The organism is Streptococcus sp. GMD6S (assembly GCF_000297015.1).
In genome coordinates this window covers 22,510-35,561 of sequence record NZ_AJRH01000016.1, presented here as the reverse complement: position 1 = coordinate 35,561, position 13,052 = coordinate 22,510, and the positions used below count along the sequence as shown (strand labels likewise).

15 protein-coding genes are annotated in these 13,052 nt (G+C 39.6%); 6 read left to right on the top strand and 9 right to left on the bottom strand.

The window, feature by feature from the left end:
• Positions 1–379: 379 nt before the first annotated feature.
• Positions 380–679 carry a YbaB/EbfC family nucleoid-associated protein gene (locus GMD6S_RS04285; RefSeq protein WP_000981516.1) on the top strand — a complete coding sequence of 100 codons (300 nt, stop codon included), beginning with the start codon at positions 380–382 and terminating at the stop codon, positions 677–679.
• Positions 680–717: 38 nt separating this feature from the next.
• Here the strand turns inward: GMD6S_RS04285 and GMD6S_RS04280 are convergent, their stop codons facing one another.
• From GMD6S_RS04280 to glmU, 7 genes are all read right to left on the bottom strand, one after another.
• A complete protein-coding gene (locus GMD6S_RS04280) occupies positions 718–2,481 on the bottom strand; it encodes a glycerophosphoryl diester phosphodiesterase membrane domain-containing protein (protein WP_000801705.1) in 1,764 nt (587 codons plus the stop codon).
• An 8-nt stretch (positions 2,482–2,489) separates the two neighbouring features.
• Positions 2,490–3,080, bottom strand: coding sequence for a 3'-5' exonuclease (locus GMD6S_RS04275; protein WP_000413620.1), 591 nt, complete (start codon positions 3,078–3,080; stop codon positions 2,490–2,492).
• Between the two features lie 81 nt (positions 3,081–3,161).
• Positions 3,162–3,656: a chromosome segregation protein RocS gene (gene rocS, locus GMD6S_RS04270; RefSeq protein WP_000021252.1), complete on the bottom strand. Its 495-nt coding sequence runs from the start codon at positions 3,654–3,656 to the stop codon at positions 3,162–3,164.
• Between the two features lie 76 nt (positions 3,657–3,732).
• Positions 3,733–4,425: a 5'-methylthioadenosine/adenosylhomocysteine nucleosidase gene (locus GMD6S_RS04265; RefSeq protein WP_000689812.1), complete on the bottom strand. Its 693-nt coding sequence runs from the start codon at positions 4,423–4,425 to the stop codon at positions 3,733–3,735.
• Positions 4,426–4,440: 15 nt separating this feature from the next.
• Complete coding sequence (gene macP / locus GMD6S_RS04260) at positions 4,441–4,752, bottom strand: cell wall synthase accessory phosphoprotein MacP (RefSeq protein ID WP_000517860.1); 312 nt, start codon at positions 4,750–4,752, stop codon at positions 4,441–4,443.
• Between the two features lie 11 nt (positions 4,753–4,763).
• Positions 4,764–5,309 carry an NUDIX hydrolase gene (locus tag GMD6S_RS04255; RefSeq protein WP_000393796.1) on the bottom strand — a complete coding sequence of 182 codons (546 nt, stop codon included), beginning with the start codon at positions 5,307–5,309 and terminating at the stop codon, positions 4,764–4,766.
• A 9-nt stretch (positions 5,310–5,318) separates the two neighbouring features.
• A complete protein-coding gene (gene glmU, locus GMD6S_RS04250) occupies positions 5,319–6,698 on the bottom strand; it encodes a bifunctional UDP-N-acetylglucosamine diphosphorylase/glucosamine-1-phosphate N-acetyltransferase GlmU (protein WP_000073757.1) in 1,380 nt (459 codons plus the stop codon).
• A 155-nt stretch (positions 6,699–6,853) separates the two neighbouring features.
• On the opposite strand from glmU, the gene GMD6S_RS04245 reads away from it, so the two are divergent.
• The 5 genes from GMD6S_RS04245 (at position 6,854) to lysS (ending at position 11,337) form a co-directional block, all read left to right on the top strand.
• Complete coding sequence (locus GMD6S_RS04245) at positions 6,854–7,654, top strand: glycoside hydrolase family 25 protein (RefSeq protein WP_001227570.1); 801 nt, start codon at positions 6,854–6,856, stop codon at positions 7,652–7,654.
• Positions 7,655–7,760: 106 nt separating this feature from the next.
• A complete protein-coding gene (locus GMD6S_RS04240) occupies positions 7,761–8,603 on the top strand; it encodes a DUF368 domain-containing protein (protein ID WP_008289179.1) in 843 nt (280 codons plus the stop codon).
• Positions 8,603–9,085 (top strand): aminoacyl-tRNA deacylase, encoded by a 483-nt coding sequence (locus GMD6S_RS04235; protein ID WP_001085910.1) that lies wholly within the window; start codon positions 8,603–8,605, stop codon positions 9,083–9,085. Before GMD6S_RS04240 ends, GMD6S_RS04235 begins: the two co-directional genes overlap by 1 nt.
• Positions 9,085–9,708, top strand: coding sequence for a histidine phosphatase family protein (locus GMD6S_RS04230; RefSeq protein ID WP_000780804.1), 624 nt, complete (start codon positions 9,085–9,087; stop codon positions 9,706–9,708). The genes GMD6S_RS04235 and GMD6S_RS04230 overlap by 1 nt, the downstream gene beginning before the upstream one ends.
• A 138-nt stretch (positions 9,709–9,846) precedes the next feature.
• The gene (lysS, locus tag GMD6S_RS04225) at positions 9,847–11,337 is read left to right on the top strand and encodes a lysine--tRNA ligase (protein WP_000102437.1); all 1,491 of its coding nucleotides are present in this window, start codon (positions 9,847–9,849) and stop codon (positions 11,335–11,337) included.
• Positions 11,338–11,563: 226 nt separating this feature from the next.
• On the opposite strand, the gene GMD6S_RS04220 is transcribed toward lysS, so the two are convergent.
• Together GMD6S_RS04220 and GMD6S_RS04215 are read right to left on the bottom strand one after the other, a co-directional pair.
• Positions 11,564–12,403 (bottom strand): amino acid ABC transporter substrate-binding protein, encoded by an 840-nt coding sequence (locus GMD6S_RS04220; RefSeq protein WP_000823418.1) that lies wholly within the window; start codon positions 12,401–12,403, stop codon positions 11,564–11,566.
• A gap of 15 nt (positions 12,404–12,418) precedes the next feature.
• On the bottom strand, positions 12,419–13,048 hold the full coding sequence (locus tag GMD6S_RS04215) for an amino acid ABC transporter ATP-binding protein (protein ID WP_000891746.1): 630 nt from the start codon (positions 13,046–13,048) through the stop codon (positions 12,419–12,421).
• Positions 13,049–13,052: the final 4 nt, after the last annotated feature.

The following is a 13,052-nucleotide window of genomic DNA, read 5'->3' as shown; positions in this document are numbered from 1 at the left end:
CTCCATCATGAAAAAAAGACAGAGCGTCATTTAGTCTAATCAACACACCATTAAAGGTAAAAAGTGAACAATGTGTTACTAAATCTGGAAAGACTATAACAAATTAAGAAATAAATTTAGGTTATACTCTATATTTTCTGCTTAACGTTCGGTTAACATAGAGTTCTTTAGAATATAATAGAATCCTTAAAGAAAACTTAAATGAAATTTATTTGTTTCGCAAAGAATACCAGGTGTGCATAGTAAATTTCTTAAAAGTTGTTTAAGGGACTCATTATAAAAGTTCATATATCTAATGAATTAAACAAATAATAGACTTTTGCACCTAAAATTGATAAAATAAAAAGGAAAATAATAGAAAAGGAAACTGTAAACAGCCATGATGAACATGCAAAACATGATGCGCCAAGCACAAAAACTTCAAAAACAAATGGAACAGAGCCAAGCAGAACTCGCTGCCATGGAATTTGTTGGAAAATCAGCTCAGGACCTTGTCCAAGCAACCCTAACTGGAGACAAAAAAGTTGTCAGCATTGACTTCAACCCAGCAGTTGTAGATCCAGAAGATCTCGAAACACTTTCTGACATGACTGTTCAAGCGATTAACGCTGCTCTTGAACAAATTGATGAAACGACTAAGAAGAAACTAGGAGCTTTCGCTGGAAAATTGCCTTTCTAATCCACAAAAAAAGAGAAACATCTGTTTCTCTTTTTTTCTTAGAAATCAAAGAATTCCATTGCTTTCTTTAAGAGTAATTCCGTATATTCCGGATCGTCTTGAGCCGTTGTGACTTGTGACTGGACCATTTCAAGATCATCCGTTATCATGCCATCTGCGCCGAGACGAACTGCTTTATCAAATGCCTCCGAACCATTTACGGTCCAAACATAGAGTCTCTGATCAGTTGTCCAGAGTTTATTGACAAAGTATTCATCCAAAGTCGAGTACTCCATAGTGTAACCAGTTGCCTTGGTTCTTGGGAAGATACTGTTATAGGGAAGAATAAAGTAAACTGGAATTTCAGAATCATAAGTCAACACTTTATCAATCACATGGTAGTCTAGCGATTGCATCTGGTGTCCATATTTCTTGATAGTCGCTCCGTACTTTTCGAGGAAATGGTCCATCATTTGCGGACTATCTTTTTTACTGGTCTTAATCTCAATCAGCAATTTTTGGTTTAAAGCATTTGCACGCTCTAAATAGGCATCAAAGCTTGAAATCTTTGTTTGATAACCATTCTCGTAAATATCTGTATTTGTTAATTCATCCAGAGTCAAATCTTGCGGTGTAGCATTAATACCTGTTAAATTTTTGAGGTTAGCATCGTGCATCATCACGAACTGACCGTCTTTCGTTTCCTGCACATCCATTTCGATGAGATCTGGTTTTAGTTGAGCTGTTTTTTCTAAAGACTGCACAGTATTTTGAACACCGTTTTTATTACTTACTCCTCTATGCGAAATCACTAAAGGTGTATTGGTATCCGGAGATTCCAGATAAACGTAGCCTTCTATGGCAAAGATGATGCTTGCACACCCCATGACACCCCATCTCATCAGATGGTCTTTCTTTCGCCTTGGCATGATCTCCAACTCCTCTCCTGTCAGGAAGGAAACAAACTTCACTAGGAAATAAGTCAGGGTCATGTAATGGAAATTTTTAATCAAGACAAAATTAATTACACCGAGAATCAAGGATTCTTTTTGAGTTAGACTATCCATCACTACTTGCGCAAAAAGCAAGGGAATTAACAAACCAAAGAAGAAGAGATACGTTTTAATGATAATGAGCAAGAGATGCCAAGAGAAGAAAAGGACATTTTTCTTTGTCTTTTGGAGACTATATTTCACACTTTCTCTTACGGTCTTTCTTTCAAAGAGAATCTTAGGAAGGGCAAACATAAATCGGACGGAAATATAGAGTAAGATCCAAGCAGATGCTATGAGCATCAGTCCTACCAGCCAATGCTTACCTTCCCAATAATTCACAATAAAATCAGGGATAATAATCTTGTTGAGGTAGTAGATTTTTAAAATCTTACGGATGAACGGGAAAAGCAAAGCAATGTAAAAAAAGACAAAGGCCATCTTACAAAAGCTCAATCGCTTAACGAATAGAAAACTCTGGTGAAATACTTTTCTACTGTACTCAATTAAAGTTCTCTTTTCATGATAGAGAAGGTGACGAGCTCCTATAAACAAAAGACAAATCTGGAAATAGGCAACCAGGAGATTGATTGCAATTAAGATGAGAAAGGCTAAACTGATAAAAGGCGAGCCTTGTATAATCGCCCAAAAGTTATTGTAGGAGATAAACAAGTAACCTGTTTGTCTCAGAAGGATGCCAGCAATCCATGAATTTAATGGTAGCCAGACAAACTCAACCATCATAAATATCAAGAAAAATAGAAATAAAATCTTATCTAGGTTATAGTATATCTTCCTAAAACCTAGCTTCTTAGGTTTTTCAGGTTTCATAAGCACTCCTAGTCTAAAAATTGGGATAAATCTAAGCCACCGAAAGGATTCATCGAAAAACTACTCTGGTCTTCTATTAATAGCTTTCCTTCATCTGATTCCAAAAAAGCTTCGTAAACACGCGCCGTCATGCGGGCATCCTCTAAACTGTTATGAGACTTCCTGTGAAAGCCTAAAAAATTTGCAACAGTTTGCAATTTAAGATTGGCTATGCCGTGTAGATCAGAACTACGGCGTTCAAAAGCCTCCTCATATAGATCAACCTTATACTGGTCACGATAATCAATGCCATGCTCCAAGAGAATAGGCAAATCACTCTTAGCTGCATTGTAACCAACGATAGGTAAGTTACCGACAAATGCTTGAAAGTCCTTTAAAACTTGTTCTACCTTTGGCGCATCTTTCAAGGTTTCAGCTGTGATTCCAGTCAAACCATTGATAAAACTCTTCAATGGGGCTGTAGTATAAACATAAGAGTCAAAAGCAGCACATTCTTGCCCATCTTGAAAATGGACTGCTGATACTTGAATTAAATGGGTAACCCCCTCGTGTTGATTGAATTCCAAATCAAAGGCGATATAATCTCTTAATTTTTCCATTATTTACCTCAATTACTACCCAAAATAAACTATAAATAATAAAAGAAGCCATTAGGTTAGTGAGTAACCCAAACAGCTTCTTTATTTTCCTCCAAAAAGGCGAGCAAAAAAGCCTTTTTTGGTTGCTTGGACTTCTTCTTTTGCTTGGTCCAACTCGAGTTTCAAGGTTTCTTGATCCTTCATGGCTTGAAGAGTTAACTGTTGCTGTTGGTCCAACTGTTTGTCCTTTTCAGCAATCTGGCGGTCTTTGATACGCATCTGTTCGTCTTTTTCTGATAACTGGCGGTCTTTTGCTTTGAGCTGCTCGTACAAGCGAAGAATTTCAGCGTTTTTCTCATCGACCAAGATTTCCATCAGTTCACGTTGTTTGACATCATCACTGACTGGTTCATCTTCAAAAATCGTTTTTTTGTAGATTTCTTCTAGCTTGATCAAGCCACTTCGAGTAACTACAGTTACACCTTTGTCATTTTTTTTCGTGTCCTCTTCTGGAAGTTCTTTGACACGATTGTTGATTGCTTGACGAGATAGTCCTAAAACCTCTGCAATCTCACTGACGGTCATTTCAATACTCATAATATCCTCTGAAACGTTTTCTAGCTTTTCTTTATTTAAATCTTATCATAAGCTAGATAAACTGTCAAATTTCCGCTTAATCCAAGGCCTTTAAAAAGGCTAGTAAGACTTGGGCAGAACGATGTCCAGCTTCGATAATAAACTCATCAAAAGAGATAGAGGCTTCGTGATTGGCATTGTCACTCATAGCACGAATGACTAGGAACGGTAAATTAAGAGACTGAGCCGCTTGTGCAATAGCAGCCCCTTCCATTTCAACTGCTAAAACATCAGGGAAGTGGGATTTGATACTAGCAATCTTATCATCTCCAGCTATAAAACTGTCTCCTGTAGCAATCAAGCCTAGGTGCCATGTCTGCACTAACTGAAATAAGTTTTCTTTAATCCTAGCGATAAATTTCTTATCTGATTCAAAGTACAGAGGTTGACCAGCCATTTGGCCATAAGCATAACCAAAAGCAGTCACATCCACATCATGGTATGCTAGTCTATCTGCAATCACGACATCACCAACAGCAATCCCTTCAGCAAGAGCACCTGCTGATCCTGTATTGATGATAGCTTCTACCTGAAAATGGTCAGCTAACACTGCTACACTCATAGCCGACATGACCTTTCCAATCCCACTCTGAACTAGAACGACTTCTGTATTGCCAACAGAGCCAGTGTAGTAAGTATTTCCTAAGACTTGGACTTCTTTAGGTTTTTCCAAATTCTGAGTCAAATATACGAGTTCTTCTGGCATGGCAGCAATGATTCCAATTTTCATTTCAAGTCCTTTCAATTACAAGAGTTTCATCGCTAAAATTAACAAAATCAAAAGTAGGATAACTGCAAACAAGATGCGATTGAGTTTCGAATTAAAAACATTTCTCTTGGTATTCTCAATGCGACGACTTTTATGAATCGTTGGTTCTACTTCGATTGTAAGTGTATCTTGACTAAAACCGTGGTCTCTAGAACGTGAATAACCAAAATGTTGTGAAGACGTTGGTAGGATCTTTGTTTCCTCATCATCTTTAAGAGGTGGTCCTGATATTTTCTCACCACGGTTGGCACGTTCAATCATTTCGTCTGTTAATAAAGGTTTTCCCATGGGTTGCTCCTCTATTTCTTTTGTAGTTCCCAGTACTGGATCGCCATAATGGTCTTGGCATCACAGATATGACCTGACTGGATCAGGTTCTTGGCTTCCTCTAGACTTACTTCTAGGACTTCCAAGGTTTCATCATCATCTTGTGGACGAGGATTTTCCACCTTAACCAAATCTCTGGCGAGATAAAGTTTTAGTTTTTCGTTACAAAATCCAATCGCAGAATAGAAATCGTACAACAGTTCTAACTTACCAGTATAGGCAACTTCTTCTTCCAATTCACGAAGGGCCGCCGCCATTGGATCAGCATTTTCACCAAGTTCTAGTTTACCAGCAGGAATCTCATAAGAAACCGCCTCGATAGCCTTTCGGTATTGCTTAACGAGAACGATTTTATCCTCGGCTGTCACAGCTAGTACACAAACAGCTCCATTATGAAAAATTAAGTCACGTTGGGCAGTACCCTTTCCTTCTGGTAGTTCCACCTGGTCTTGTACTAGTTTGAAAATAGGACCTTGATAGATTTCCTTCCGACTAATCGTTTTTTCTTCAAATTCCATGACAAACTCCTACTGGTTCTTGGGATGATGAGGGAGGCGAGTCGCATATTCATCTTTGTTGACCTGACGTCCACGGCCGATAGCAATGGCATCAGCAGGAACATTCTTGGTAATGGTTGAACCCGCTCCAACCAGAGAATTATCCCCAAGTTCTACAGGAGCAATAATAGTTGAGTTTGAGCCAACAAAGACATTATTGCCAATGACAGTTTTATATTTATTTTTGCCATCGTAGTTGACTGTAATAGTTCCTGCACCAAAATTAACGTTGCTACCCACTTCACAGTTTCCAATATAAGTCAAATGACCCGCCTTGGTATTTTCACCAATTGAAGATCCTTTTACTTCAACAAAATTTCCAATGTGAACTTGAGCAGCCAGGCTTGAACCTGGACGAATATGGGCATAAGGGCCAACAGTCACGCCGTCTGCAACTGTACTTTCCTCAATCATAGAGTTGGTAATCACAGCTCCAGCTCCGATAGTGCTATCCACTACATAAGTACCGTTTGTCAAAACAGTCTCAGCACCAATCTTCGTTTGACCTTTCAAGGTAACATTAGCTTCGATTTGGACTTCGGGAGCAATCTCAACATCAATGTCGATGTAAGTTGCTTCAGGATTGACAAAGCTAACACCATTAACCATATGCTTTTGGTTGATACGGCGACGCATCACTGCTTCTGCAGTCGCAAGAGCTACACGGTCATTTACCCCGAGGCTTTCATCAAAATCCTTGAGAGTATAGGCCCCAACCTTCTCACCCGCATTACGGAAAATACCAATCACGTCAGTAATATAGTACTCACCTTGGGCATTGTTGGTGTTGATGTTTTTAAGGGCTTCAAAAAGACGTTCATTGTCAAATACATAAGTTCCTGTATTGATTTCCTTGATTTGTTTTTCAAAGTCTGTGGCATCTTTCTGCTCCACAATGCGAAGAACTTCAGCATTATCATTGCGGACGATACGACCATATCCAAAAGGATCAGCTGCTTCAGCTGTCAAGATCGTCGCCACATTTTTGTGATTGATATGGAAATCCAAAAGGTTTTTCAAGCTTTCACCTGTAATCAGAGGAGTATCTCCAGCGATAACCAATGTGTGGCCTGTACGATTTTGGAGAATAGGCTCTGCCATCATGACAGCATGCCCAGTTCCTAGTTGTTCTGATTGGGTAACAAAGTCTGTCTGACCGGCTAATACTTGCTCAACTAGCTCTGCCTTGTGACCAACTACAGTAACTGTTTTTTCAGGTTGAATAGCACCAACACTACGAAAAACATGTTCCAACATCGAAATTCCAGCTACTTTATGAAGTACCTTTGGAAGATCTGATTTCATGCGAGTACCTTTACCCGCTGCTAAAATAATGGCATAATTTGACATAATCTTCTCTTTTCTCTAGAAATTCCCTTATATTATACCATAATTTAGTTTCTTAGGAGTAAACAAACAGAAAAATAGGGAGAAGACGCCCATATATTCACTTTTTCCGATGTTTTCTTTGATTTTTTTGTCTATTTACGTTAAACTATTTAAATATGAGAAAAAAGATTCATCCAGCTATTATTTTTACTTTATTTACTATATTTATAGCTATTTTGATCCTCAATAGACCAACTTATGAAGACCATCCTATCAAGTCAAAACCCAATGCAGTCCAGGTTGAAAATCAGGCCTTGCATAATCTTGACAAACCTATTATTGACGTCTCTGGCTGGCAAATACCTGAGGAAATCAACTACGATACCTTATCTCAAAATATTTCTGGTGTTATTGTTCGTGTCCACAATGGGGGTCAGCATACTGAAACAAATAATGCCGCCTATGCCAATGGTGTCGATAAAGCCTATATAAATCATATTTCAGAATTTCAAAAACGGAATGTTCCAGTTGCTGTTTATGCCTATCTAGCAGGTACTAGTAAGAAAGAAATGGAAAAAGCTGCTGAGGTTTTCTACAATGCTGCTTCTCCATACAACCCTAGTTACTATTGGCTCGATGTTGAAGAAAAAACAATGTCCGATATGAATGAAGGTGTTGAAGCTTTTAGGGCTAAACTAGAAGCCCTTGGCGCCAAAAATATCGGAATTTACATCGGTGTTTATTTTATGCAAGAGCATAGTATCAATACAGATAAGTTCTCTGCTGTCTGGATTCCATCTTATGGAACGAATTCAGGCTACTTTGAAACCACGCCTAATACAGATTTAGACTATGACCTCCATCAGTATACTTCAAAAGGAAGAATTGCTGGATTTGAGCATCATTTAGATATTAATCTCATTTCTACCTTGAAGGAAAAAGAAGAAACCTTCAGAAAACTATTTTTAAGACCATAAAACAAGTGAAAATTGCTCTCTTTTTCACTTGTTTTTTCATTTTCTTCTCGTCTGTGTTATAATTGATAGGATAGAGAAAGAATTTTATGAAATTGAGGATTTTATGATGTTTTCATGGATTGCAAGAGTTATTAAAGGAATCGTCATCGCCTTAGGATTTATCCTACCTGGAATTTCTGGTGGTGTTCTGGCAGCTATTTTGGGAATTTACGAGCGAATGATTTCTTTTCTGGCTCATCCCTTTAAAGATTTTAAAGCGAATGTCCTATACTTTATTCCAGTAGCAATTGGGATGTTGCTAGGCATTGGTTTGTTTTCTTATCCAATCGAGTATCTGCTAGCAAATTACCAAGTCTATGTTTTATGGAGTTTTGCTGGAGCTATCATCGGTACAGTGCCTAGCCTCCTTAAAGAATCTACTCGGGAATCTGATCGGGATAAGATTGACCTAGTCTGGTTCTGGACCACCTTTATCCTTTCAGGTGTCGGGCTCTACGCGCTAAATTTTGTTGTTGGTTCTCTCAGTGCTGGTTTCGCTAGTTTCATCTTAGCGGGTGCTCTTTTAGCTCTAGGTGTCTTGGTGCCTGGTTTAAGTCCGTCAAACCTACTCTTGATTTTAGGGCTGTACGCTCCAATGCTAACTGGCTTTAAGACCTTTGATTTATTCGGAACCTTCCTTCCTATTGGGATTGGTGCAGGAGCAACACTCATCATTTTTTCAAAATTAATGGACCACGCCTTGAACAACTACCACTCCCGTGTTTATCACTTTATTATTGGGATTGTGCTGTCAAGCACCCTCTTGATTTTGATTCCAAATGCTGGAAGTGCTGAAAGTATCCAATACACTGGACTTTCTATTGTGAGCTATGTTCTCGTCGCCTTCTTCTTTGCGCTTGGCATTTGGCTTGGTATCTGGATGAGTCAATTGGAGGATAAATATAAATAATGGCAAAGAAAGTTAAGATTAAAAAAACCTTGGTCGAACAAATCTTGACCAAGGCGGGTATTGACCATACTGGTATACAAATCAACGCGCTTGAGGGAGAACTTCCTTCAGAATATGATCGAACTCATATCTTTAAAACCTTGGCTCTATTAGGGGACAAAACGGGGCCAATCATCGGAATCGTTCCCATAACAGAACACCTCGCTGAGAAAAAACTAGCAAAGGTTTCTGGTAATAAAAAAGTCAGCATGATTCCTCAAAAAGACCTAGAAAAAACGACAGGCTATATTCATGGGGCTAATAACCCCGTCGGCATTCGCCAAAAACACAATTATCCTATTTTTATTGATCAGACTGCTTTGGATTTGGACCAAATGATTGTCTCTGCTGGAGAAGTTGGGCATAGTATTATCATCCGACCTCAAGACTTAGCCAGTTTTGTAAAAGCGGACTTTGCTGATATCTTGGAGGAAAGTAAGTAATGAAACTCTATTTTGTCCGTCATGGTCGCACCCTCTGGAATCTTGAAGGACGTTTTCAAGGTGCTAGTGGTGACTCTCCCCTTCTTCCAGAGTCCATTGACACACTAAAACAACTGGGGCAGTATCTTAAGGAAATTCCTTTTGATACGATTTATTCTAGTGATTTACCCAGAGCCGTTAAATCTGCTGAAATTATCCAAAGTCAACTCCTAGCCCCTTGTCCTTTAAAGAGCATTCCTAACCTACGTGAATGGCAACTTGGCAAACTAGAGGGATTAAAAATTGCTACGCTCAATGCCATCTACCCACAACAAATCAAGGCCTTTCGCTCTAATCTGGCTCAGTTTGATACGAGGATGTTTGAAGCCGAATCTCTCTACTCTACGACTCAGCGAACCATTCAGTTTATCAAATCTCTGAAAGAAAGTCCGGCTGAAAGAATTCTGATTGTCGGGCATGGGGCCAATCTCACTGCTAGCCTTCGTACACTTTTAGGCTATAAAGAGGCTCACCTTCGCAAAGATGGAGGCTTGGCAAATGCTAGTCTGACAGTTTTAGAGACCGATGATTTTGAAATCTTCACTCTGGAAAGATGGAATGACACTTCCTATCAAAGAAAATAATGGAACTTGATCTTAATAGTCAAGTTCTTTTTAGTTTTCAAAGAATATCCGTGAATTTCTCTGCTATTTATGATAAAATGGGAGTATCGCAAAAAATGACTCATCGTATCAAATTTTGAGTAAAATTAGGAGGAACCCATGTCTACAGAACATATGGAAGAACTAAATGACCAGCAGATCGTTCGCCGTGAAAAAATGGCTGCGCTCCGTGAACAAGGAATCGATCCCTTCGGAAAACGTTTTGAACGTACTGCTAACTCACAAGAGCTTAAAGACAAATTTGCAGAACTTGATAAAGAACAATTACATGAATTAAATGAAACTGCTACTATCGCTGGACGCTTAGTAACCAAACGTGGAAAAGGGAAAGTCGGCTTTGCCCATCTTCAAGACCGAGAAGGTCAAATCCAAATCTACGTTCGTAAAGATGCTGTTGGTGAAGAAAACTACGAAATCTTCAAAAAAGCAGACCTCGGTGACTTCCTTGGTGTCGAAGGTGAAGTCATGCGTACAGATATGGGAGAACTTTCTATCAAGGCAACTCACATCACACACTTGTCTAAAGCACTTCGCCCACTTCCAGAGAAATTCCACGGTTTGACAGACGTTGAAACCATCTATCGTAAACGTTACCTTGACTTGATTTCTAACCGCGAAAGCTTCGAACGTTTTGTTACTCGTTCAAAAATCATCTCTGAAATCCGTCGTTATCTAGATCAAAAAGGCTTCCTTGAAGTGGAAACACCTGTCCTTCATAATGAAGCCGGTGGTGCTGCTGCTCGTCCATTTATCACTCACCACAATGCCCAAAACATTGACATGGTGCTTCGTATCGCGACTGAGCTTCACTTGAAACGCCTTATCGTTGGTGGTATGGAACGTGTCTATGAAATTGGCCGTATCTTCCGTAACGAAGGAATGGACGCTACTCACAACCCTGAATTCACTTCTATCGAAGTTTACCAAGCTTATGCAGACTTCCAAGATATCATGGATTTGACGGAAGGTATTATCCAACACGCTGCTAAGGTAGTTAAGGGTGATGGTCCAGTTAACTACCAGGGCACTGAAATTAAGATCAACGAACCATTTAAACGTGTTCACATGGTGGATGCTATCAAAGAAATTACTGGTGTTGATTTCTGGCAAGATATGACTTTCGAAGAAGCTAAAGCTATCGCTGCTGAGAAGAAAGTTCCAGTTGAGAAACACTACACTGAAGTTGGTCACATCATCAATGCCTTCTTTGAAGAGTTCGTCGAAGAAACCTTGATCCAACCAACCTTTGTCTATGGACATCCAGTAGCAGTATCTCCACTCGCGAAGAAGAATCCTGAAGACGAACGCTTTACTGACCGTTTCGAGCTCTTCATCATGACTAAGGAGTACGGTAATGCCTTTACTGAGTTGAACGACCCAATCGACCAGCTCAGCCGTTTTGAAGCTCAAGCTAAAGCTAAAGAGCTTGGTGATGATGAAGCAACTGGTATTGACTACGACTACATTGAAGCCCTTGAATACGGTATGCCACCAACAGGTGGTTTGGGTATCGGTATCGACCGTCTCTGCATGCTCCTCACTGATACAACTACTATCCGTGATGTATTGCTCTTCCCAACAATGAAATAATACTCTTCGAAAATCTCTTCAAACCGCGTCAGCATTTCCTTGCCGTATGTATGGTTACTGACTTCGTCAGTTATATCCACAACCTCAAAACAGTGTTTTGAGAAGCCTGCAGCTAGCTTCCTAGTTTGCTCTTTGATTTTCATTGAGTATAAGCTCTTATCCTCTGGTACTTTCCAGAGGATTTTTCAATGCAAAAAGAGACTGAGGAAAAACTCAATCTCTTTTCTTATTCTTGATTTTTAACTTGACTGGTGGCTACATCTTCCCCAAACCATTTCTGGCTGATTTCCTGAAATTTTCCTTCTTGGTATAGTGAGATAAAGGCTTGATTCAGAGCAGCTAGCAAGGTTTTATCAGCAGGTCTAACACCCACTGCAAAAGCTTCACTTTCAAATCCAGCTGAAAAGACATTGTAGTCATTTAATATTCCTTCAGACTGGAGATAATAATTGGCATATACCCGGTCAATCAACAAGGCATCAATCCGATCGTTTTTCAAATCAATTAAGGCTTCATTGAAACTTTGGTATTGATTGGCCTTCTGGTCTTTCACTCGATTCTTGAGTAGTTCGGGTTGTCCTTCAAAATTCAAATATCCAGAAGATCCAGCCTGGGCCCCTAAAACTTTGTCAGTCATATCCTGAACTGAGTGGATGTTTTGAGACTTTTTAGAGACCAAAACTTGTTGATTTTCCATGTAAGGAATGGTAAAAGCAACCTTCTCTTTCCGTTCATCTGTTGCTGTATAGCCATTCCAGATGGCATCAATGGTACCATTTTGTAGCTCGGTTTCTTTCATATCCCAGTCGATGGGTTGAAATTTAATCTGAATTCCTAGCTTTTCGGAAACAGCTTGGGCCAGGTCAATATCAAAGCCTGCATACTGGCCATTCTTTTCCTCAAATCCCATAGGAACAAAGGTATTGTCAAAGCCAATGGTAATGCTTCCCTGCTTTTGATATTTGGCCCAATTATCCTGATTTGGATCACTTGCCTTCTGAGTACAAGCCGTCAGGAAGAAGCTAAAGAACAGAGCAAGTACAAGGGCAATTTTCTTTCTCTTCATAGGCACCTCCTAGTCCTACTTTGGATCAACCTTAAGAATCTGATCAGCAATGTTTTCCGCAAACTGAAGATCGTGGGTCACAACAATCTGGGTCATCCCACGCTCTTTATTTTGAAGGATAAGTTTTTCTACTTCTAATCGCAATTCTGGATCTAAGGCTGATGTAGGCTCATCATATCCAATAATTTCTGGGTTTATCATCATAGCGCGAGCTAAGGCCACCCGTTGTTTTTGCCCACCTGAAAGTGAGAACGGAAAGGCATCTGCATGTCCTGCTAACCCAAGTTGTTCTAACAAACCACGCGCCTTCTTCTCAGCAACTTCCTTGTCCATACCCGTCGTTTTTATCGGCGACAAGGTTAAGTTATCTAGAACTGACAAATGCGGAAAGAGTTGAAAATCTTGGAAAACAAATCCCAGAAGATTGCGCTTTTCTAGTTCGTCTATAGCTAGCGATTCGCCGTTATAGTAGATTTCCCCCGAATCGATGGTTTCCAGTCCAGCTAGCATACGTAATAGGGTTGTCTTTCCGCCTCCTGATGGACCTACGATTGCAAGGATTTGCTTTTCAGGAATTGATAGGCTGAAATTGGTTAAGATTTGTTTGCCACCAAAGGCCTTGTTGATGTTTCGTAATTCTAACATAGCA